Annotated in this window: 18 protein-coding genes and 1 pseudogene; 7 read left to right on the forward strand and 12 right to left on the reverse strand. The window is 59.0% G+C overall.

The window, feature by feature from the left end; translation table 11 throughout:
• Position 1: 1 nt before the first annotated feature.
• Positions 2–436, reverse strand: a pseudogene (locus CFBP5473_RS11980) (bifunctional transcriptional activator/DNA repair enzyme AdaA); the annotation flags it as partial.
• A gap of 159 nt (positions 437–595) precedes the next feature.
• Entirely contained in the window at positions 596–2,623 is a 2,028-nt protein-coding gene (locus CFBP5473_RS11985) for a methyl-accepting chemotaxis protein (protein WP_027673966.1), read from the reverse strand.
• 276 nt (positions 2,624–2,899) lie between these two features.
• Here CFBP5473_RS11985 and CFBP5473_RS11990 point away from each other — a divergent pair, with 276 nt between their 5' ends.
• Positions 2,900–3,652: a TlyA family RNA methyltransferase gene (locus CFBP5473_RS11990; protein WP_027673965.1), complete on the forward strand. Its 753-nt coding sequence runs from the start codon at positions 2,900–2,902 to the stop codon at positions 3,650–3,652.
• A complete protein-coding gene (locus tag CFBP5473_RS11995) occupies positions 3,649–4,899 on the forward strand; it encodes a class I SAM-dependent RNA methyltransferase (protein ID WP_027673964.1) in 1,251 nt (416 codons plus the stop codon). The genes CFBP5473_RS11990 and CFBP5473_RS11995 overlap by 4 nt, the downstream gene beginning before the upstream one ends.
• Before the next feature lie 86 nt (positions 4,900–4,985).
• Here CFBP5473_RS11995 and CFBP5473_RS12000 read toward each other — a convergent pair whose 3' ends face one another.
• From CFBP5473_RS12000 to CFBP5473_RS12010, 3 genes are all read right to left on the reverse strand, one after another.
• On the reverse strand, positions 4,986–5,303 hold the full coding sequence (locus CFBP5473_RS12000) for a hypothetical protein (RefSeq protein ID WP_027673963.1): 318 nt from the start codon (positions 5,301–5,303) through the stop codon (positions 4,986–4,988).
• Between the two features lie 92 nt (positions 5,304–5,395).
• On the reverse strand, positions 5,396–6,151 hold the full coding sequence (locus CFBP5473_RS12005; RefSeq protein ID WP_027673962.1) for a crotonase/enoyl-CoA hydratase family protein: 756 nt from the start codon (positions 6,149–6,151) through the stop codon (positions 5,396–5,398).
• Positions 6,152–6,161: 10 nt separating this feature from the next.
• On the reverse strand, positions 6,162–7,946 hold the full coding sequence (locus CFBP5473_RS12010) for an acyl-CoA dehydrogenase family protein (protein WP_027673961.1): 1,785 nt from the start codon (positions 7,944–7,946) through the stop codon (positions 6,162–6,164).
• 203 nt (positions 7,947–8,149) lie between these two features.
• On the opposite strand from CFBP5473_RS12010, the gene CFBP5473_RS12015 reads away from it, so the two are divergent.
• Positions 8,150–9,145: a transporter gene (locus CFBP5473_RS12015; protein WP_027673960.1), complete on the forward strand. Its 996-nt coding sequence runs from the start codon at positions 8,150–8,152 to the stop codon at positions 9,143–9,145.
• A 59-nt stretch (positions 9,146–9,204) separates the two neighbouring features.
• Here CFBP5473_RS12015 and CFBP5473_RS12020 read toward each other — a convergent pair whose 3' ends face one another.
• From CFBP5473_RS12020 to CFBP5473_RS12035, 4 genes are all read right to left on the reverse strand, one after another.
• Entirely contained in the window at positions 9,205–9,696 is a 492-nt protein-coding gene (locus tag CFBP5473_RS12020) for a BA14K family protein (RefSeq protein WP_027673959.1), read from the reverse strand.
• Positions 9,697–9,918: 222 nt separating this feature from the next.
• On the reverse strand, positions 9,919–10,377 hold the full coding sequence (locus CFBP5473_RS12025; protein WP_027673958.1) for a BA14K family protein: 459 nt from the start codon (positions 10,375–10,377) through the stop codon (positions 9,919–9,921).
• A 201-nt stretch (positions 10,378–10,578) separates the two neighbouring features.
• Positions 10,579–11,652 (reverse strand): FAD-binding oxidoreductase, encoded by a 1,074-nt coding sequence (locus CFBP5473_RS12030; RefSeq protein WP_027673957.1) that lies wholly within the window; start codon positions 11,650–11,652, stop codon positions 10,579–10,581.
• An 11-nt stretch (positions 11,653–11,663) separates the two neighbouring features.
• Positions 11,664–12,908, reverse strand: coding sequence for an aromatic ring-hydroxylating oxygenase subunit alpha (locus CFBP5473_RS12035; RefSeq protein ID WP_027673956.1), 1,245 nt, complete (start codon positions 12,906–12,908; stop codon positions 11,664–11,666).
• Between the two features lie 327 nt (positions 12,909–13,235).
• Here CFBP5473_RS12035 and CFBP5473_RS12040 point away from each other — a divergent pair, with 327 nt between their 5' ends.
• The 4 genes from CFBP5473_RS12040 (at position 13,236) to CFBP5473_RS12055 (ending at position 17,470) form a co-directional block, all read left to right on the forward strand.
• Complete coding sequence (locus tag CFBP5473_RS12040; protein ID WP_027673955.1) at positions 13,236–13,847, forward strand: DUF6656 family protein; 612 nt, start codon at positions 13,236–13,238, stop codon at positions 13,845–13,847.
• Positions 13,848–14,073: 226 nt separating this feature from the next.
• Complete coding sequence (locus tag CFBP5473_RS12045) at positions 14,074–15,051, forward strand: L-threonylcarbamoyladenylate synthase (protein ID WP_027673954.1); 978 nt, start codon at positions 14,074–14,076, stop codon at positions 15,049–15,051.
• A gap of 24 nt (positions 15,052–15,075) precedes the next feature.
• Positions 15,076–16,506, forward strand: coding sequence for an FAD-binding oxidoreductase (locus CFBP5473_RS12050; RefSeq protein WP_027673953.1), 1,431 nt, complete (start codon positions 15,076–15,078; stop codon positions 16,504–16,506).
• A 397-nt stretch (positions 16,507–16,903) separates the two neighbouring features.
• Positions 16,904–17,470, forward strand: a complete 567-nt coding sequence (locus CFBP5473_RS12055; RefSeq protein WP_027673952.1) for a DUF6101 family protein — start codon at positions 16,904–16,906, stop codon at positions 17,468–17,470.
• A 74-nt stretch (positions 17,471–17,544) separates the two neighbouring features.
• Here CFBP5473_RS12055 and ubiA read toward each other — a convergent pair whose 3' ends face one another.
• The 3 genes from ubiA to CFBP5473_RS12070 all read right to left on the reverse strand — a co-directional run bounded on the left by ubiA (position 17,545) and on the right by CFBP5473_RS12070 (position 22,434).
• Positions 17,545–18,498, reverse strand: coding sequence for a 4-hydroxybenzoate octaprenyltransferase (gene ubiA / locus CFBP5473_RS12060; RefSeq protein ID WP_027673951.1), 954 nt, complete (start codon positions 18,496–18,498; stop codon positions 17,545–17,547).
• A 209-nt stretch (positions 18,499–18,707) separates the two neighbouring features.
• Positions 18,708–19,964, reverse strand: coding sequence for an SAM-dependent methyltransferase (locus CFBP5473_RS12065; RefSeq protein WP_027673950.1), 1,257 nt, complete (start codon positions 19,962–19,964; stop codon positions 18,708–18,710).
• 157 nt (positions 19,965–20,121) lie between these two features.
• On the reverse strand, positions 20,122–22,434 hold the full coding sequence (locus CFBP5473_RS12070; protein ID WP_027673949.1) for a Tex family protein: 2,313 nt from the start codon (positions 22,432–22,434) through the stop codon (positions 20,122–20,124).
• Between the last annotated feature and the right edge of the window lie 232 nt (positions 22,435–22,666).

The following is a 22,666-nucleotide window of genomic DNA, read 5'->3' on the forward strand; positions in this document are numbered from 1 at the left end:
GTCCTGAGCCTAGAGTTTGAAATCCCTCACGCAGCCGACGCTGGCGCGCCATCTCCAGAAAGGTCATGCCGAAATGGCGTTTAAAGCTGCGGCGGACCGTCGAAACGTCATAACCCAGTCTTTCCAAATGATCCTCAGACCAACGAAAGTCAGGTCGCTCGTCAAGGGCCTGCATCAGCTGCGCAACGGCGGGATCGGCCATTGCCGAGGCCTGAATGGGATGACATCGCTTGCAGGCTCTGAAACCAGCCTCGATACATTCGCCGACCGATGCGAAGAATGTACAGTTTTCCCGGTTGGGTTTGCGTGCTGGGCAGGTAAGGCGACAGAAAACGCCAGTGGAGGATACGCAGACGAAAGCTTGGCCATCGAAGCGGTGATCGCGGGCAAGCAGGGCGGCGTAGAGGAGGTCAGGGTCAGGAAGATCGAACAACATGCCAATCTTCTACTTCCACTCGATACGGGATGTCGCCGTTTTTCGGGCGCTTATTCTTTTTGTACGAGCTGTGCGGAGAACGTGGATACAGTGGCTGAGAAACGTCTTGCCGCTCGGCGGCTTAAGGGATGGCGTTTCCGCCATCCCTGATGTCAAATCTTAAAACTCTTCCCAGTTCTGCTCGGCAGGCTTCGCGGCTGCGGCTTCTGCCTTTGGAGCGAAAGCCTTGGCGAGGCTTTGGCCGAGTGCGCGGGCGGGTGAGGCGACTGGGCGTGCCGTTGCTTTTACCGCGGCGGGGGTGAAGCTTGGCTTGGTCGAGTAGATCGGCTTGGCCGCGGCTGAGGAGGTTTGGCGCGGTGCGGCTGGGACAGGTGTCGGTGCGAAGGACGCGGTACGGGCACCGCCGCCGAGGTTGAACTGGCCGATCAGGCCGTTCAGTGCTTCGGCTTCGCGCGCCAGAGAATGGCTGGCTGCGGTCTGCTGTTCCACCATGGCGGCATTCTGCTGCGTGCCCTGGTCCATGGTGTTGACTGCCGTATTGATTTCCTGAAGACCGGTTGCCTGCTCGCGCGAGGCGGTGACGATGGCGCTGACGTGGGTGTTGATCTCTTCCACCTCGGCCACGATCATCTGAAGCGCCTTGCCGGTTTCATCGACCAGGTTCACGCCGTTTTCGACGTGCTGGCCGGACGTGCTGATCAGCGCCTTGATTTCCTTGGCAGCATTTGCGGAACGCTGTGCAAGTTCACGCACTTCCTGGGCAACTACGGCGAAGCCCTTGCCTGCTTCACCGGCACGCGCGGCTTCAACGCCTGCATTCAGTGCGAGAAGGTTGGTCTGGAAAGCGATGTCATCGATGACGCCGATGATGTTGGTGATTTCGCCGGATGATTTTTCGATCTCCTGCATGGCGGCGACCGCTTTGCGAACGACCGTACCGGACTGTTCGGCACCCGCACGGGCACGCTGAACCAGAGCACCGGCCTCTTCCGCACCCTTGGCGCTATCACGAACCGTGGTCGTGACTTCTTCCAGAGCGGCAGCTGTTTCTTCGATGGAAGCAGCCTGCTGTTCGGTGCGGCGCGAAAGATCGTCGGCTGCTGCCAACATTTCAGAAGCGCCGGCATTGATGGCGGCTGCGTTTTCGCCAACCTTGCGCAGGGTCTGCTGAAGCGTATCCAGAGAGCCGTTGAAGTTCAGGCGAAGCGGCTCGATGAAGGCCGTGAAAGGCTGCTGGATACGATAATCCAGATTGCCATCTGCCAGCGCCTGCAGGCCCTTTGCCAGTTCTTCACGGGCAAACATCTGCTCAGCCTCGGCGCGTTCCTTCTCCGCTTCGTTGCGACGGCGGTCTGCTTCCGTTGCGGAGCGCATGCGATCGCTCTCATCCGCCAGACGGGATTTCTCCGCACCGGCTTCTTTGAAGACAAGCACGGCCTTTGCCATCTGGCCAACTTCGTCACCCCGGTCGAGCGCGGGAACCTCTACGCTATTATCGCCATTGGCAAGGCGGCTCATGGCACTGGTCATGCCGACGATGGGCGTGACGATGGCGCGAGAAAGCGCCCAGATGAGCAGAACGGCAACCACACCGGCTGCTGCACCGCCGCCCAGAAGCGCATATTGCAGATTGGCATGGGCGCCTTCCTGTGCGCCGACTTCCGTTTGCGACAGGGCGTTGAGCTGATCCTTGATCTTGGCAGCAGCAGCGCGGAAACCATCAACCTGGCCCTTGGCCTGGTTGCGGCCAATTTCGATGACTTCGCTGATGGGCGCTTCCGTCGTCTTGCGTGCTGCCATCTGCGGTTCTGCGAGCTGCTTGTAAAAGACGGTCGCGGTGGCTTCCATGTCGTCGATGGATTTCAGAATGTCCGGCTGACCGGCTGCGTAACCACGCGCCTCGTTCAGCTTCGCAAGCATCTGGTCGCGCTGCGCGAAAACGTCATTATAGGTGCTGTCGCTGCGGAAAAGCAGGTAGCCGCGCTGGTTGACGACCTGCTCCAGCATGGCTGCTTTCGCTTCATCAACACTCTGCATGAGCTTGGCGGTTTTCACCTGCTCCTGCGAGAGACGGCGGGCGTCAATCGTCTGGAGGAAGACAAATGCCGATGCCACAAGGCACACACCCATCAAGGCGACGAAAGTCATCATCAGCTTGACGTTAATAGGCAGATTTTTCAAAGACATCGAGAACTCTTCTTCGACATGTCGAGTGGCGCGCAGCCCCAAGGGGTGCAAAGGCCAAACACTTCTTCTGGAGGATTTTGCCTTCATGGCAGCAGGTGCGAGATAATCTACGCTTGGCCGCAGAGTGATCGAAAGCCGTTGATTTTTGTTTAAGTTCCCGCAGGGTAATGTAGCAAAAGTGAAGAAAGTGACGTTTGGTAAAAAGCGGCACTTGGCATCGGGCGCATCACAAACCGCTTGCACTGCGGTCGATTGATCGTCATTGACACAAGCATCATGACCAAAACGACCGAAAATCAACGCCTGGACCAGCTTCTGGTCTCGAAAGGCCTGTTTGCCAGCCGCTCCCGCGCGCGCGATGCCGTTTCGCGCGGAACGGTGAGCGTGAATGGCAAGATCGTCACCAAGCCGAGCCTCAGCTTTGCAGAGGATGTCGCTATCGAGATCAACGACCCGGCACAGGATTATGTCTCGCGCGCGGCCCTGAAGCTTGTCGCGGCGCTCGACCATTTCAAGCTGGACCCCACCGGCCACGAATGTCTGGATGTTGGCGCCTCCACCGGCGGCTTTACCGAGGTGCTGCTGCAACGGGGTGCCAAGCATGTGACCGCTATCGATGTGGGCCATGGACAAATCCATCCGCGCGTAGAGGCCGATCCGCGCGTTACCAGCATCGAGGGGCTGAACGCCCGCTTCCTGACGCTGGACGATATCGATGATCGCGAGATCAGCTTCATCGTTTCCGACGTATCGTTCATTTCACTGAAGCTGGCGCTGGCGCCCGCGCTGGATCTGGCTGTGGAGGGTGCGCTTGCCGTTCTCCTCGTCAAGCCGCAATTCGAAGCGGGGCGCGATGCCATAAGTAAGGCCGGACTGTTGAAAGAGCCGGAAACCGCGCCCCTCGTTGCTGCCGAGCTGGAGCGCTGGCTGGTGGAAGACATGGGCTGGGTCAGCCTCGGCCTCATCCCCTCCCCCATTGCGGGTGGGGATGGCAATGTAGAATTCCTTCTCGGAGGCAGAAAGCCATGAGCACCCAGACCGTTAAAATCCAGAGCCTCGGTGCACAGGGCGATGGCATTGCGCACTGTCCCGAAGGCACGGTCTATGTGCCCTTCTCGCTGCCCGGCGAAACGGTGGCGATTGCCCGCGTGAAGGATCAGGGCACGATCATGTCAATCACCGAGGCCGCGCCGGAGCGGCGCGAGCCTGCCTGTCGGCACTTCGGGCCGGATGGCAAGAACGGCACCTGTGGCGGCTGCTCGCTGCAACATATGGCGGATGAGGCCTATCACGCTTTCAAGCGCAATCTCGTGGTGTCCGCCATGCGCTCCAAGGGGCTGGATGTCGAAGTCGGGCCGCTGGTGATCTGTCGCCCCGGCGAGCGACGCCGTGTCGTCTTCGCTGCCCGCAAGACCGAAAAGGGTCTGCTTCTCGGCTTCAGCCAGGCCAACAGCCATCACATCGTCGATATCGAAGAATGTCCCATCTCCCGGCCCGGTATCGTATCCCGGCTGGATGACATCCGCGCGATCGGCCTGTCGATTACGGCCAATGCCGAGCCGTTTCGCATCACGGTGATGGAAACATTGTCCGGTCTCGATATTTCGTTCGAAGGCATCAAATCGGTCAATGACAAGCAGCGGCAGGTGCTGACCAAGACCGTGCTTTCCATGCGCGGCATCTCGCGAGTTTCGCTCTCGGGCGAAATCCTGATCGAGCCGCAAAAGCCGGTGATCGAGTTCGGCGACGTCAAGGTTTCCCCGCCCTCCGGCAGTTTTGCGCAGGCGACAAAGCGGGCCGAAGATGCGATGGCGGAACTGGTGCTGGCGCATGTCGGCAAATCCAAGCGCATCGCCGATCTGTTCTGCGGTTCAGGCACCTTCTCGCTGCGGCTGGCAAGGGTTGGCAAGGTGCACGCTGTCGAGGCTGAGGACAAGCCATTGAAGGCGCTTGATCTGGCGGCACGCAACACGCAAGGCCTGAAGCCCGTCAGCATCGAAAAGCGAGACCTCTTCCGCCATCCGCTGATCATCAAGGAACTGAAGAATTACGACGCCGTCGTCTTCGATCCGCCGCGTGCAGGGGCGGAAGCTCAGTGCAAGGAACTGGCGCGCAGCACAGTCAAGAAGGTCGTCGCCGTCAGCTGCAATCCGCTCAGCCTTGCGCGTGATCTTTCTATTCTGGTTGCGGGCGGGTATCGCGTAACGAGCGTGACGCCGGTAGACCAGTTTCTGTGGTCTTCGCATGTCGAGGCGGTGGCGACGCTGGAGAAGTGAGGCAGACGCTTCACTCCTTCCCATTTCTGTGTTCGTCACAGGAATGAGGGGAACGACAGGTCCGCGAGCAGGAGATCGGCTGGATGCTACCAAGCCGTATCGATATTGCCGTTGCCGACGACGCCGTTACAGCGGCAGCGACCGCCGACTCGGCCTTGCTGGACCGGGCAGATATAGGGGCGCGAGCGGTTCGCGCTTTCTGGCGGGGTGACGACGCAGACGAAGCGCGCCGGGCGGCGGCGGTCATTGTTGTTCTGGCTTGGCGCGGAACGGCTGTTGAAGTTTTCGACCTGAATCACATCGCTCTGCGCAGGCTGGGACATGATCGGGGCCGAAAGGCTCGCGGCTTCTGCTGCGGTGAACAACGACAGGATGGCAAGCGTTGCGAAGGCGGTTCTGCGCATGGCGGCGGCTTTCTCGAAAGAGGGCGATTACGGGCAGAATAAGCTTTATCTGTTCCGGTTCCGTAAAGAGCGCCACCTTCCACGAGAGAGGCTTAACGCCGCATGAATGCCTCGAAAGCGGCCCGCGCTTCCGCGCTCTGAAGCTGGCTTGCGAAGTGGACGATTTCCTCATCGATCCGCTTGCGGATTTCGCCGACATCTCCACGTAGCAGATCGCGCGCGATCTTCAGCGCCTGTGGTGGTTTGGCTGCAAGGCTGGCGGCGATCTTCAGCGTTTCCGCTTCGACTTCGCTTTCCGAAACGACTTTCCAGATCAGCCCGGCTTCGCGCGCCTGTTCCGCCGAAAAGCCTTCGCCTGCGGCAAGCAGCGCAAAAGCGCGCTGGTGTCCGATGATGCGGGGAACGAGAAGGCTGGAGGCTGCTTCCGGCACGAGCGCCAGATCAACAAATGGCGTCTTGAACAGGCTGCGGCTGGACGCCACCGTCAGATCGCAGTGGAGGTTCAGGGTCGTGCCGATACCGATGGCGAGACCATCGACGCCGGAAACGATGGGCTTCCCGACACCGACGAGCGCATGGAGAAAATCTCCCGCCGCAAGGCGTCCCTTGCCACCGGACATCGCGAAGGCCATGAAATCTGCCATGTCGTTACCGGCGGAAAAGCAGCCCTCGGTGCCGAGGAAGGCGATGGCGCGGACATCCGCATCGGCATCCGCGTCTTGCAAGGCCTCGATCATGGTGCGGTACATCGCATCCGTGATGGCGTTCTTTTTCTCAGGCCGGTTGAAGCGAATGACGCGCACGCCGGGGGCGGATTGCGGACGTTCGATGAGAATATGATCGGACATCGGCAACTCCTTAAGCCAGCACGGCGCGGGCGGATTCGAGGCTTGCGGCACCGGAGATGACGCGGTCCTTCAAGGCCGTAGTTTCCGCCAGAAGATTCTCGGCGGCAAAACGGCAAAGCGCATCACGCTTCGCGCCCTGCCCATCATCGACGGAAGCCAGCGCGCCCTTGGCGAGGTAGGTGCCGGTCAGCGCCAGACCGAAGAGCCGCTGATAAGGCGTTGCTCCAGCCAGAACGGCAGTCGTTTCGCTCTTGGCGATGCCGTCCAGCAGCCATTCGGTCGTCTCTTCCAGATCAGCGAGGCTCTGATCGAGATAGCGAGCCGTTTCGCCGAGTTCCGGCTTGTTGGAGGCGCGCACGGCATCGGCTACGGCTTTCAATTCACCGATAAAACCGCGAACCTGCTGGCCTTCTGAAAGCGGCAGCTTGCGCAGAACGAGATCAATGGCCTGAATGCCATTCGTGCCTTCATAGATCGGCGCGATGCGGGCGTCGCGCAAATAGCGGGCGGCACCGGTTTCCTCAATGAAGCCCATGCCGCCATGCACCTGAATGCCGAGCGAAGCCACATCCACACCGGCATCGGTGGAGAAGGATTTGGCGATTGGCGTTAGCAGCGCTGCGCGCTCCTGCCAGAATTTCTGCTCCGTAGCATCGCTCTTGGCGTGGCTCATATCGATGGCATGGGCGCAGGCGAAGCTGATGGCGCGGGAGCCCTGCGTCAGCGCCTTCATCGTCAGCAGCGTTCTGGCGATATCGGGATGCTCGATGATCGGGCTCATTCCGGTCGCCTTGGTGCCGGGCGCCTTGCCTTGCGTGCGGTCCCTGGCATATTCGATAGCCTTCTGCGTCGCGGCTTCGCAGATGGCAACACCCTGCATACCCACGGCAAGGCGGGCATTGTTCATCATGGTAAACATGCAGGCGAGGCCCTTGTTTTCCTCACCAACCAGCCAGCCGATAGCGCCCTTTTCCTCACCGAACCGACCGTCACCGAAGATCATGGTGCAGGTTGGCGAACCGTGGATGCCGAGCTTGTGCTCGAGCGCGTGGCAGAAAAGATCGTTACGCTCACCCGGATTGCCCGCCGCATCGGGTAAGAACTTCGGCACGAGGAAAAGCGAAATACCGCGCGTGCCCGCCGGGGCATCCGGCAGGCGCGCGAGAACGAGGTGAATGATGTTTTCGGCAGCGTCGTGTTCGCCCCAGGTGATGAAAATCTTCTGGCCGAAAATGCGGTAGGTGCCGTCTTCGGCGCGCTCGGCGCGGGATTTCAGGGCTGCGAGATCGGAACCCGCCTGCGGCTCGGTCAGGTTCATCGTGCCGGTCCATTTACCGGTCACGAGATTTTCCAGATAGGTCGCCTTCAGCGCGTCGCTGCCGTGCTTTACGAGCGCCTCGACGGCACCCATGGTCAGCGTCGGCGCGAGCGCGAAAGCCATGGAGCCGGAGTTCCACATCTCGAGTGCTGCAACATTCAGCATATGCGGCAGGTTCTGCCCGCCAAATTCCTCGGGCGCAGTCAGCCCGTTCCAGCCGCCTTCTGCCCAGCGGCGATAAAGATCGGCCCAGCCATCGGGCGTCTTCACGTTGCCGTCGATAAGCTTTGAGCCCTGACGGTCGCCGATTTCGGCAAGCGGCGCAACTTCATCGGTGGCGAAACGACCGGCTTCATGGAGAATGGCGTCAACGACATCTTCATCTAGATCACCCAGCACGCCAGCGTCCAAAGCCTCACCGAGACCTGCCACGTGTTTCAGCGTAAAAGCGATTTCGTCTACCGGTGCGGTGTACATCCTGCCTCCTCCCGAAGCGTCTGCCTACAATGCAATGTGTTCTCGGGCTAAATGATTTTTACGTAAACGTCAATTTGAAAATTCCTTCCCATGGGGCTATCGCTGTGGTGAAACTGTCATAAAACTCTGGTCAGCATGATCGGCCTTCCCATGGCCGAAATCCCTATTTCGCCGTCCGGCCCCCGCCCTTCAGGACCATGACAATGGATATACAAAACCCTGCCATTCCCGGCCTCGTCTGGGCCTATCGCTTCCGCCCAGGCATAACTCCCTGCACGCGTTTACCGCCGGATGCGCAATGGAGCGACATGGAAAGCAGCGACGGTTTTTTCTGGCTGCATCTCAATCTGGCGGATACGCGGGTGTCGTCCTTTCTGGAGGCCATTCCGGGGCTGGACGAAAATCTGCGGGCCAGCCTCACGACACATGAGACGCATCCTTCGATCACTGTCGATGAAGGTGCGCTTTATGGCACGCTGGTCGATTTTCAGCGGGAGTTCGATCAGGAAACGCGTGATCTCGGCTGGCTGCATTTCGCCCTCACCGATCGCTTCATCATCACCACAAGACTTCAACCTCTGCGCTCGGTCGACCGGCTGCGTGCAGCCATTGACAAGAACCCGAAGCGCTACATCACGCCCTCGCATATTTTCGAAGCGCTTGTGGCGGAGTTTCAGCGCAGCCTCATCAATCTCGTGCTGGAAACGACGGAAGAGCTGAACGCCATCGAGGACTATGTTTACGACACGACCCCGCGCGACGAGCGACGCAGGCTTGCGCCCGTTAGACGGACTGTCGTGCGGCTGCACCGGCATCTGCGCACGGTGCTGACCCTGATGCGCCGCGCCTCTGCGGCGGATGAAGATGAGATGCCTGCCGGTTTCGAGGAAATTGCCGGGCGGCTGACGAGCCGCCTGGAATCGGTGGACTACGATGTCTATGCCCTGCAGGAACGGGCGCGGCTACTGCATGAAGAAATCGACTCCAAGCTTTCCTCGGAGACGAACCGGCATCTTTATATCCTCTCCATCATGACGGCCTTCCTGCTTCCGCCAACGCTGGTCACCGGGTTTTTCGGCATGAATACCAGCGCGCTGCCCTTTATCGATGGCGCCAGCGGAACGATGTATGCGGCAGGCTTCATCATCGCATCCATTCTTCTGTCCTGGTATCTGCTGCGGCGCGTCGGCATCATTTAATAAGAAAGCCGCCCGGATAGAGCCGGACGGCTTTTGCTTTTCAGCCTATGTGACCGCAATCAGCCGTAAGGCGAATAGCAGGTCTGGCGTGGGCCGTGGTAAGGCTGGAACGTGTTGCTATAGGCATCGTAAGAACGATAGCGGCCGAAGCACCAGTTCACATGGCTCTGGCTCAGGCCACCGCGCACGATTGGTCGATACTCACGATAGACCGGGCGTGGACGATATTCCGGCACGGGTCGGTAGACTTCGCGCGGCTGTGCCAGCGCACCACCGATGATCGCACCGGCGCCGAAGGCTGCCAGCGGGAACCAGTAGCCATTGTGGCGACGGTAGCCCGGACGATATTCACGATAACCGCGGTGACCGCCATACCAGCGTGGACCATAGTCACGGTCACGCCAGTACTGGACGTTTACCAGATTATTGTCCGCCTGCGGAGCCGCAGGTGCGACCGGGGCGATGGGCATTGCTTCCGCTGGAACAATGGCTCCGACAGTAACAATCGCCGAAAGACCGGCAGCCAAAATAGTTTTCATGTAATTATTCATCTGACTTCCTCCATTCACGTCCGGTTACTCTACCGGAAACATGTGAATTACGACGATTATTCTCCCGCGGATCTTTCCTTTCCAGAAACTACCCGCACTACACCAAACTTATGACTTCCTGCCTGAATGCAGCATTAACGAAATGATCACAGATACTTGAACGGATGTCGTCCACTAAACGCAAGAAAGCCCGGCTTGGCCGGGCTTTCGTAAACGGGGCTATTAGCGATATGGCGACACGCACTGTTGGCGTGGGCCGTTATAGGGCTGATAGCTGTTGTCGTAAGCACGGTATGAGCGCCAACGGTTCGCACACCACTGCTGGTGGCTGCTGCCGTAAGACGGGCGGGCCTGATTGGTTGCGCCGCCGATGATTGCGCCAGCTGCGAAGGCAGCGAGCGGGAACCAGTAGCCGTTATGGTAGCGATATCCCGGACGGCGATCGCGATAGCCGCGGTGGCCGTTGTAAAAACCATGACGACGCATATCACGGTCACGACGCCAGTCGCGGCCATGACGCCATTCACGATGATGGCGACGATACTGGACATCTACAACGCTGTCCGAAGCGGCAATCGGCTTCGTCATGGGGCTTGGAACCTGGAAAGCGTGCGATGGCGTGAAGCTCGTCAGGACCATGATAAAAGCGGTGGCGAGGCTGGTCTTCCGCAAATTCAGCATGAATTTCCTCCGTTTTTTGGCACGTTGATGTCGTGCTGCTTTATCAATCTTTCGGCAGGAAAAGCGAAGGGTTCCGCAGTCACGCAGCCTCAGATGTTTTAGTAACGGCAGAAATGCAAACTGGTTCCATCAGTTAGCGGTCAAGGCAGCGTGATGTGATGGAGGCCGGGCGTATTCGTCTTAACGCTTTGCCCGGTATCGTCATGCCTCAACCTGAACATCCGTCAGCGGGCGGGAGCAGCAGGCGAGGATATAGCCCTCTTCGATATCTTCATCGAGAATACCGCCATTGTGGTTCATTTCCACCTCGCCGGAAAGCTTCAGCACGCGGCAGGTGCCGCAAATGCCGGATTCGCAGGCAGCACCGATGCGCACACCAGCAGAGCGCGCGGTCATGAGAATGGTCTGGCCTGGCTGGCACGGCACGTCCTTGCCGGAGAGCTTGAAGCCCACCATGGACAGCGCCTCGCCATCCGCCTCCAGCGCGCTTTCTCCAACGACGACAGGCGCGGCAGGCGAGAAGCTTTCCTGATGGTAGCGATCCATATCGAAGCCGGATGCCTCCAGCATGGAGCTGACCGCCGCCATGAACGGCTCGGGGCCGCAGCAAAAGACGGTGCGGTCCATGAAATCGTGGGAGAGCAGCGCAATCTTTGCCTTGTCCACCATGCCACGAAGCCCGGACCAGAGTTCCGTGCGACCACAGCTTTCCACGATGAAGCCCAGCGAAAGATTGGGCATGAAGCGGGCAAGATATTCCAGCTCGTGGCGGAAAACGATATCGGAGGGCGTGCGCGAGCAGTTGATGAAGGAGATGTCGCTTTGCGGCGCGCGGTCGCTCATATCGCGCACCATCGACATCATCGGCGTGATACCGGAGCCCGCAGAGATAAAGAGGTACTTCTCACCCGGATGCTTGACGTAAGAGAAATCCCCCAGCGGCCCCAGCGCGCGGATGCGCATTCCGGGGCGCAGATTATCGAACATCCAGCGCGTGCCGATGCTGCCCTGCTGCGCCTTCACAGTTACTGCCAGCGCGTACGGGCGCGAAGGGCTGGAGGACAGCGTATAGGTGCGAAACAGCGGCTCGGGCCCGACCGGTAGTTCCAACGTTACGAACTGGCCCGGCAGGTATCGAAACCAGTTCGTGCCCTCAGAGCGAAACAGGAAGGTCATCACATCACGCGTTTCCGGCGTCACCGAAATGCATTCCAGCATGTGGAGCCGGTCGCTCCACGGCTTCATCTCATCGATATGCTTGTAGGTCGAGGCCATGGTCATGGATGTTACGCGACTGCTGAGAGTTTTTGTTTATCGCCGGAAAGCCGGTCGATCATGAAATCGGCATACCAGTTGACGAACTGCATGACCCCGCCCTCGTCTTCCATGGAGTAAGGGCCGGGCTCATAGGCCGGAGAACGAATGCCGAAGGCGTTTTCTTCGACGATCTGGCGATCCTGATCGTTGGTCTCGTTCCACACATGGGTCAGCTCTTCGAGATTGTAATCCACGCCTTCCACCGCATCCTTGTGGACCAGCCACTTGGTCGTGACCATGGTTTCCTGCGGTCCCAGCGGCAGCACGCGGAAGGAAATCATGTGATCGCCAAGGAAGTGGTTCCATGTCGTCGGATAATGGAACAGAAGCAATGCGCCGATATGGCTGATCGTGACATCGTCCGATAGAGGACGGCGAACGGCGCGCTTGCCGGACATGGTGTAGCTCTCCGCATCGCCGATCAGCGGCATGCGCGCCACGCGGAACTGGCCCTTCGGATCGATCTTGAAGCGGCTCGGCAGGCCCGCAGCCTCGCAGCGCGCCCAATGACCGCCGATTTCGGGATCGCTCGCGCCGCCATCCGTGCCCGTCACGCTTGGGTTTTCAGGATAGGTACGGCAAAGCTCCGGGTGGTTTGCGGCGCAGTGATAGCACTCGCGGTTGTTTTCCCAGACGAGCTTCCAGTTGCCCTTTTCGATGATGGTGCTTTCATGGGCGACCTTCGCCTCCCACACACGGTGAGGGGCCATATAGGCTTCGACTTCCGCCCGCACGGGGGCGAAATCCATCGGCTCATTGGCCAGACAGATGAAGACGTAACCGGCGACGGACTGGCAGGCGACCGGCTTCAGGCCGAAATTCCTCTTGTCGAAATCATCGCCCATATGGCGGGCGAAAAGCAGGCTGCCGTCCAGATCGTAGGTCCACTGGTGGTAAGGACAGACCAGACGTGCCGACTGGCCTTTCTGGCTGGTGCAGACGCGCGAGCCGCGGTGACGGCAGGAATTGTGAAAGGCGCGAATGGTGCCATCCTTGCCGCGCACGATGACCACGGAGTAATCACCGATCTGCGTGGTGAAGTACATGCCCGCCTTCGGCACTTCGCAATCATGGCCGACGAACAGCCAGTCGCGATACCAGATGTTTTCCATGTCGAGCTGGAAATATTCCTTGTCGACATAGAAAGGCTGCTCCAGGCTGAAGCCTTCGCGGCGGTTCTTCAATTGGCGCAATACGGTTTCACGCAGTTCCATGGCCGTGTCCTTAGGTAGGGTTGCGGCAGCGTAACCAATCCTGCCGCATGATCTTGGATTCATCTAATCATTGCCGCATATTTCCAGCACCACATTGCGCGACATTCGATCCCGCATTGGCGACAAATTGCGACATGAGCGACAAAATCGCGTTCCCGTCTTTTCCCGATGCAAAACAGTCGCTTAGCGTGCGACGGGCACAGAATGTCGTCGCAATATGATGTCGCTTCCATGCGGGTTGAATTGTTAACTCCCGTAATGGTTCGGAAACGGGCTGTTAACCGCTCACGGGTAAAAAGATCATATGTTTCAATGGGGATGACAGCCGTGGAGAAGGGAACCCGGATCCGGTATTTCGATGCCAACGCGCGCAAGCTTGCGCCTGCGCGGTCTAAAACGGCCCATTCCGAGTTCCTGCGCACCGGTCGCATCGTTCGTTTCGAAGAGGCCTGGCTGCCGCAGGACCGGTGCTATCTCTCCCACGAGCAGGTGGCGGAAATCACCAAGCGGCGCTTGCAGGATGCGGGCGAGATGACGCATTCGCGCCTCAACAGCTTTCACAACAGCATTCATTTTCCCAAGATGGTCTTCAATCGCCTGATCGATGACAGCCCGCATCTGGGTTACTGCCATGTCACGGCAGCCAAGACGAGCTTCGACAAGCGCACGCCTGTCCTGTGGTCTTTCTATTTCGCCAATTTCTTCGCGGAATTATGCGGCGAGGAACAATTCTTCGACAAGATCGACCAGAGCCGTTCGCGCATGTATTTTGCCGTGGCAATGCAATCGAGCGATGGCGGCGCGACCGTATCTATCGACAAGTCAATCCATCGCGATGGTCTGCTGTTCCAGACGCAGGACCCAAGAGAAGCGCTGAAGAACGTGTTGATGCTGGGCGCACGCTCGGATGAGATGCGGAAGTTCATTCGCTCTCTGTAAGAGCCTGTTTGAAAACTCGGACGGGTCGATCCGGCGATGCTTTTCGCGCCCCGCCGCGTCGAAAATCTTGCCGATATCAAAGGATATCGCCTACGATTTTCTCCTTGCAGGACACAAAAATCATTCTCCGGCTCTCCGCCGCCGAGTTTCCAAACAGACTCTTGGACCCACTTTCCATACGAACGGAAACATTCTAAGAGCCTTCCTAAGGAAAGGTCCTTCAGGAATGGCGCGTCACATCAATATCGAGCAGCAGCCGGAAGCAGCATTGCAAGAGGCCGTTCGTGTGCTCGAAGCCGGTTTTCCCGTCGCCATACCCACCGAGACTGTCTATGGCCTTGCGGCTGACGCGACGAACCCAGCCGCTATTACGCGCATTTACGAGACGAAGGGTCGCCCGCAATTCAATCCGCTGATCTGCCATATGGCAAATATTGCCATGGCCGAAGAACATGCGGTTTTCGATCCGGTTTCCCGCAAACTGGCGGAAGCCTTCTGGCCCGGACCGCTGACGCTGATCCTGCCGTTGAAGCCAAGAAGCCCGATCCATGCACTCGCCACGGCTGGCCTCGATACTGTCGGTATTCGCATCCCGAAGGGTTTTGCCAGCGCGTTGATTGCCAAGCTCGGCAAGCCGCTCGCCGCGCCCAGCGCCAATAGCTCGGGCAAGATAAGCTCCACCAGCGCTGCGCATGTGGAGGCCGATCTGGGAGCTAAGATAGAACTTATTCTCGACGGCGGGTCTGCGCCTGTCGGCGTCGAATCCACCATTATCAAGGTTGAGCCTGATGGCGCGGTGCGCCTGCTGCGTCCGGGTGGGCTTGTTGCGGAAGATATCGAACGCATTGCCGGTGTCACGCTTGTGCGCCCTGCCAAGGCATCTGCCGCCATTGAAGCACCGGGCATGATGGCGTCCCATTATGCACCCGGTGCGGCGGTGCGGCTGAACGCGACTTCGGTGGAGCAATGCGAAGCCCTGATCCGCTTTGGCGGACAGCCGGTGCAAGGCGAAGGCGAAGCCGCAACCGTTCTCAATCTCAGCGCAAACGGAAATCTTGCCGAAGCTGCGGCCAATCTGTTCGACCACCTGAAACTGGCCGATGCCAGCGGCGCCACCAGCATCGCCATCACCCCCATCCCCAATACTGGGCTTGGCGAAGCGATCAATGATCGGCTTGCCCGCGCCGCCGCCCCTCGCCTCTGACATCCTATCTCGGAGAAATGGCCCATGACGACCACGACCCTGCCCACTGAACTGCTTCTTCGCTTCGTGGCCATTGTCGGGGAAAAGAATGCGCTGCGAGAGCAATCCGATCTGGAGCCGCATCTGGTGGAAAATCGTGGGCTGTATCATGGCGCATCGCCCTTGCTGCTGCGGCCCGGAACAACGGAAGAAGTCGCTGCCATCATGAGGCTGGCCAGTGATACCGGCACCGCCATCGTTCCGCAAACCGGCAACACCGGCCTCGTGGGCGGGCAGACGCCGCGCAGCGGCGCAAGCGACGTCATTCTCTCTCTGGAGCGTATGAACCGTGTTCGCGATATCGATCCCGTCGCCAATGTCATCGTTGTCGATGGCGGCTGCATTCTGGATGAGGTTCATAAGGCGGCTGAGAAGGTTGAGCGCATGTTCCCTTTGTCGCTCGGTTCACAGGGCTCCTGCCGCATCGGCGGAAACCTTGCGACGAATGCGGGCGGCACCGCGGTTCTGGCCTATGGCAATATGCGCCAGCTTTGCCTCGGGCTTGAAGTCGTTCTGCCGACCGGCGAAATCTGGGACGGTCTGCGCCGCCTCAAGAAGGACAATACGGGCTATGATCTGCGCGATCTCTTCATCGGCTCCGAAGGCACGCTCGGCATCATTACCGGCGCGGTTCTGAAACTCTTTCCAAAGCCGCTCGGCCATCAGGTCGCTTTTGCCGGTCTCGACTCTCCGGCTGACGCGCTCAAGCTTTTCGAGCGTGCCTCAACGCTCTGCGGAACGGCGCTGACGGGCTTCGAGCTGATGCCGCGCATCGGCATCGAATTTACCACGAGGCATATTCCCGGTGTTCGCGATCCCCTGGAAGCGCCGCACCCTTGGTATGCGCTCATCGATATTTCCACCTCCGATTCGGCGGAAACGGCGCAAACCATGATCGAGACCTTGCTGGAGCAGGGCTTCGAAGCTGGCGTGCTTCAGGATGCCGTCATCGCCTCTTCCGAAAGCCAGCGTCAGGCGCTGTGGCACATGCGCGAAAGCATGTCGGATGCGCAAAAGCCTGAGGGTGGCTCCATCAAGCACGATGTCTCCGTGCCTGTGTCGCATATTCCAGACTTCATGGAAGCGGCGGAAAAGGGCGTTCTCAACGCCATTCCCGGCGCACGCATCTGCGCATTCGGGCATTTGGGCGATGGCAATATTCATTACAATATTTCCCAGCCTGTCGGTGCGGACAAGACCGCCTTCATCGCCCGGTGGAGAGAGATCAACGAAATCGTGCACGGCATCGTTCTTAATTTCGGAGGCTCGATTTCTGCCGAACATGGCATTGGCCAGCTGAAGCGCGATGAACTGGCCGCGATCCGCCCCGCGATCGAACTCGACCTGATGCGACGTATCAAGACCGCGTTCGATCCAGCCGGGATCATGAACCCCGGCAAGGTCGTCACGGTTTAACGACGTCGTTTAATTGCGCTCTCGAAGGCCGCGAAATGGCGGCTTTATGCACTCTTCCCCGATCATTTTTGACTCTCGCGCAACTGCCTATTGCCGTTGCGATGCTCTGCTGTTGAAGTGATTTCAGCAAAGGCCGGACGGGGGCGGATCGGTTTTGTTTTCCGGGGATTTGTCGCCTTTCCGCGCGCAGTTGCTGCGCCCTGCGGTGTCATCCCAATTCAGGAATTCGAAACCTTACCCGGCTGCGTTTTGCTAACCATTTGGGAATGCAAAGTTTTCTTAACCTCGATTTTTAAGTTGTCTCGAACATGCGCTCGCTATCTTCACCCTATCAGAGGACGAAAAGTCCCGAACGAGACCATGAAACGGCTCTCAGGTAAAACAAGGATAGCATGATATGACCAACACCGTTCTGAAGCCCGAATGGGCAGGCGCAACTCTCCGGCTCGATCCCACGCGGTTCCCGCAGCAGCTGACGTATGGCAAGGGTAACGGTTCAGCCGATGTCGCTATCACGCTCGATGAGCGCGGCGCAGTTTTGCGTAAAGTTCTGAATTCAAGCGGCCTTCCGCTGTCGTTTGCGCTTCCCGCTCGCGCCTTCAAAGGCGTCGCGGCCCGGGCAATCGACCATGGCGATGGTCAGGTTACCGTGACGCTGGAACTGCACCACGACGATCCCGATCTCTGCATCCCGCTTCTGGTGGCGCATGACCTGTGCGACATCGCTGCCGATTGGCGCAGCTGGTCGGAAAAGTACCGTATTCCCATGCTGATGGTGGAAGCCGATGGCGTTGCCCGCCCGCTGGAAGACCACATCGGCAACGTGCGCACCAAGACGACGCGCCCACGCCGCCGCCACTCCTATTTCGCAGATCGCCGTCCCCGCTTCCTCGTTCGCCGCAGCACCGGTTCGCTGGGCATGACGATGCGCATCGAAGGCAAAGAAATCATCGCCCGTAGCTGATCCACGGAACCTGCCGAACAGGCGGTTCAAGTACGGACGAGAAAAAGCCCGGCGCCCTGCAGCCGGGCTTTTCTTTATGCAAAGATCAGCGGCAGCAGCAGGCCCGCAAAAATCAGGACGCCCACGCGGTTGTTAGATTTGAACAGCGCAAGGCACTGCGCCACATTGTTGATATCCAGTACCATGATTTGCCGAACGAGCATGAAAGCCGCAACGGCAAGGCCGGAATAAGCAAGCACGTTAACGCCCGCCGTGATGAAGGCCAGCACCATGAACAGCAGAGTTGTGCCATAAAGGCCAATCAGCCAGCCATGTGTCCTGTCTCCGAACAGGAGAGCCGTGGAGCCGATTCCCACAGACACATCGTCTTCCTTGTCCTGATGGGCGTAGATTGTGTCATATCCGATCGTCCAGGCAATCGCGCCCACATAAAGCAGCACCGGCGAAATGGACAGTGACCCGAATTGACCCGACCAACCCATCAGCGCGCCCCAGTTGAAGGCAAGCCCGAGGAAGAACTGCGGCCAGTTGGTGAAGCGTTTGGCGAAGGGATAGATCGCGACGAAAATCAGCGAGGCGATACCCAGCAGGATCGAAAAACCGTTGAAGCAGAGCAGCACGGCCAAACCGACGAGCGCCTGCACCACGATAAAGATTTTCGCTTGGCTACGCGTGACCCTGCCCGATGGCAGCGGCCTAGAGCGCGTGCGCGCCACAGCCATATCGATCTTGTGATCGACAAGATCATTATAGGTGCAGCCTGCACCGCGCATGGCGACGGAGCCTGCGAAAAACAGGAAGAGGTGGAACAGCAGCATACCCCAGGAAAATTCCCCCAGAGGCTTCGCCACATTGGCCGCCAGCGCCGCCGACCAGAAGCACGGCCACATCAACAACTGCCAGCCAATGGGACGATCCCACCGGGCCAGCTGCGCATAGGGCCAAAGGCTTCTCGGCAAAATCCGATAAACCCAATTATTGGACGGCGCGTCCGAAACGCGGCCAGAAAGATCGCTGTGGTCAACCATGGCAGGGTTTTAGCGTATCGGAGCGAGAGTGGGTAGCTGGGTTTCAGCTTTTGTTAAGAGGCGATTTGGTCACCTCCCTCATTCCTGTGCTCGTCACAGGAATCCAGCCAGCCCAAGTCATTGGGCTGAAAAGACTCTTCCCGCCGCGCAGACGCGCGTCGACTGGATTCCTGTCACAAGGACAGGAATGAGGAAGCTGACGAATCTGCTCAAAACACAATCTTCTCCAAAGGCGCCCGCGTCTTCTCGAACTCCATCAAACGCGCCTCATTTCGTGCGATGTAATCCCTGTTATCCGGCACCACCCCTCCACGCTTGGCGAGCTGGATCTGGAAGATATGGAAATTCTCATGGGTGAAGGCCATTTCGGAGCCCGCGAGATAGAATTCCCACATGCGGAAGAAGCGTTCGTCGTAGAGTGCCACTGCTTCCGCCTTGCGCGCTACGAAACGTTGGCGCCAGTGGCGCAGTGTGTGGGCGTAGTGCATGGGCAGGATTTCGATGTCCTTGACCAGCAGCCCCGCCTTCTCAATGGCAGGCGTGACTTCCGCGAGCGAAGGAATATAGCCGCCGGGGAAAATGTATTTTTCGATGAAGGGGTTGGTGGCGAGTGCCGGGTAAGGCTGGCCGATGGAGTGCAGCAGCATGACGCCGTCATCCTCCAGCACTTCCGCCGCCTTGTGGAAATACTCCTTGTAATGCGTCGGACCGACATGTTCGAACATGCCGACGGAGACGATGCGGTCGTATTTCGTTGCGGGAGGCAGGTAGCGATAATCCTGAAGCTCGAAGCGAACCGTGTCCGTCAGGCCGCGCTTCTGGGCGCGATCTCGCGACACGCGCAACTGTTCTTCGCTGAGCGTAATGCCCGTTACATCCACGTCGGAGCTTTCGGCCAGATACATGGCCATGCCACCCCAGCCCGAACCGATTTCCAGCACCCGCTGTCCCGGTTCTGGCATGAGTTTCGCAACGATGTGCCGCTTCTTGGCGACTTGGGCCTCATCCAGCGTGATGCCGGGCGGGTTGAAATAGGCGCAGGAATATTGCCAGTCATCATCCAGAAACAGGTCGAACAGCTTGGCGCTCAGATCGTAATGATGCGCCACATTCTGTCTGTTGTGGTTGACCGGCATATGCATCTTGATGCGCGAGGCGATGATGCGGGCCATGCCGCGCCACACCATGCCGAAGGTCAGCGCTTCGCTCAGCGTGTTGCTTTTGATCAGCGCCAGAAAATCATAGATGTCGCCTTCAACGACGGACATCCGCCCTTCCATGTAGATTTCCGCCAGCTTGAGAGCCGGATCAGCGGCAATCTCCTGCATGGCCGCTTCATCGGTGAAATTGAGGGCGACGCGTTTTCCGCGGCCATCTCCATAGACATGGAGACCTCCCGGCCCGGTAACGACCAGATCACCGGTCTTGACTATTTTCTCAAACAAAGCATGCAGAGACGAGGCCATTTTACCCCCTTTAATAAGCTAAGTCTCACTTATTATCGAAGTGACCGTATCTCTTTCCGCTAAAGTTTCAAGCCGTCGTATTTTCAAAAATACTGAACGATTTCATTGAACAACAGCTACCTTCCCTCATCAGGGAAGGTGCTTTTTCAACCAAGGGTCAGCGACGCTTCATGGCTTCGGCCAGAGCCGCCGCCAGCGCACCTCCTGATTGTGCGGGCTCTGCCCGCTCCTTTGGCTTGGCGGTGGCGTGGCGCATGGCGTTGGCATTGCCTTTTTCGCGCATGGACTGAGGAGCGGCCTCGCCGCCATCCTTGCGCATGGTCAAGCCGATGCGCTTGCGCTTCACATCCACCTCCACCACGCGAACCTTCACCACATCACCCGCCTTGACGACCTCATGCGGGTCCTTGATGAAGCGGTCTGCCAGCTGGCTGACATGGACCAGACCATCCTGATGGACACCGATATCCACGAAGGCGCCGAAAGCGGCGACGTTGGTCACCGTGCCTTCCAGCAGCATGCCGGGCTTCAGGTCGGTTATTTCATCCACGCCATCGGCAAATGTCGCGGTCTTGAAGCTCGGGCGCGGGTCGCGGCCAGGCTTTTCAAGCTCGGCGATGATGTCCTTGACGGTCGGAAGACCGAAGCGCTCATCGATAAAGGCTTTCGGGTCCAGTGCCTTCAGCGTTGCGCTATCACCCATCAGGGTTCTGAGATCACGACCGCAGGCAGCAACGATCTTCTTGGCCACGACATAGGCTTCCGGGTGAACGGAGGAGGCATCGAGCGGCTCTTTGCCGTTTGGAATGCGCAGGAAGCCTGCGCATTGTTCAAATGCGCGCGGTCCAAGACGCGGCACTTTCAACAGTTCCTTGCGGCTGGCGAAGGGGCCGACCTGATCGCGATGCAAAACGATGGCATCGGCAATGGATGCACCCAGACCGGAAACCCGCGCCAGCAAGGGTGCGGATGCAGTGTTAAGATCGACACCGACGGCATTCACCGCATCTTCCACCACCGCATCCAGCGAGCGAGAGAGTTTGCCCTGATCGACATCATGCTGATATTGCCCGACGCCGATGGATTTCGGCTCGATTTTCACCAGTTCCGCCAGCGGGTCTTGCAGACGGCGGGCGATGGAGACGGCACCGCGAAGGGAGACGTCGAGGTTGGGGAATTCAGCGGCAGCGCGTTCCGAGGCGGAATAGACCGACGCGCCCGCTTCCGACACGATGACCTTGGTCGGCTTCGGCCCGGTGATCTGCGTCAGCATATCGGCCACGAGCTTTTCCGTCTCGCGGCTGCCAGTACCGTTGCCGATGGCGATCAGCTCCACATTATGCTTGCGAATGAGCGAGGCAAGCTCCGCCTGCGTGCCGCGAATATCATTCTTTGGGGGATAAGGATAAACCGTCGTCGTGTCCAGCAGCTTGCCCGTGCCATCCACGATCGCGACCTTGACGCCGGTGCGGATGCCCGGATCGAGGCCCATGGTTGCGCGCGAACCGGCGGGCGCTGCCAGCAGCAGGTCTTTGAGGTTACGGGCGAAAACATGGATCGCTTCTTCCTCTGCCCGCTCGCGCAGTTCGCGCATCAGGTCGAGCGAGAGCGACATGGAAAGCTTCACGCGCCAGGTCCAGCCAGCGACATCCATCAGCCATTGATCGGCTGGACCGGCATTGCGGATTTCGAAAGTACTGGCGATAGTGCGCTGCGCGGGCTTGACTGGTGAAGCATCATCCGCATCCACATCGATTGTCAGCGTCAAAACCTCTTCGTTCCAGCCGCGCAGCATGGCCAGTGCGCGGTGGCCAGGCGCGGTTGCCCATTTTTCCGTATGGTCGAAATAATCGGAGAATTTCTCGCCTGCCGCCTGCTTGCCATCCACCACCTTGGCGCGGAGCATGGCGTTCTGGCGCATGTAATCGCGCAGGCGCTTCAACAGGTCGGCATTTTCCGTCATGGTTTCGGCAACGATATCGCGCGCACCTTCCAAGGCGGCCTTCACATCGGCAACCTCGCCCTTCACGTATGCCTCTGCCAGCTTGGCCGGATCGGCGGCGCGGTTCTCCCAGATTGCCTCCGCCAGTGGGCCAAGGCCGCGTTCGCGCGCGATTTCCGCACGCGTCCGGCGCTTCGGCTTATAGGGCAGATAAAGGTCTTCAAGTTCCGCCTTGGTCGCCGCCTGCATGATCTTCACCATCAGCTCATCGGTCATCTTGTCCTGACCGGTGATGGAATCGACGATGGAGGCGCGGCGTGCATTGAGTTCGCGCAGATAGGACAGGCGCTCGGCCAACGTGCGAAGCTGCGTATCATCCAGCCCGCCCGTCACTTCCTTACGATAGCGCGCAATGAAGGGAACGGTCGCGCCCTCATCCAGCAACTGTATCGCCGCCTTCACCTGTTCGGCACGGGCGTTGATTTCGGAAGCGATGGTCGGAGCTAGGCGGGCGTTATCTGCGGACATATGGTTCTCTGAAACTTTTGAAAATCTGGCCGAACATAAGGGCTGATTGTGGCATGACAACATGGTGGCGCAGCGATTCCACAGAAAAGCATGGCTCCACCCTCCGTCACCCCGCACTTGATGCGGGGTCTAGTCAGACCAAGTCTTTGGTCTGAAAGGACTCCTTTCGCCGCGCAGACGCGCGTCGACTGGATGCCGGATCAAGTCCGGCATGACGGAGGGGAAATCGACT

The sequence above is a fragment of the Agrobacterium larrymoorei genome, assembly GCF_005145045.1.
GTDB lineage: Bacteria > Pseudomonadota > Alphaproteobacteria > Rhizobiales > Rhizobiaceae > Agrobacterium > Agrobacterium larrymoorei.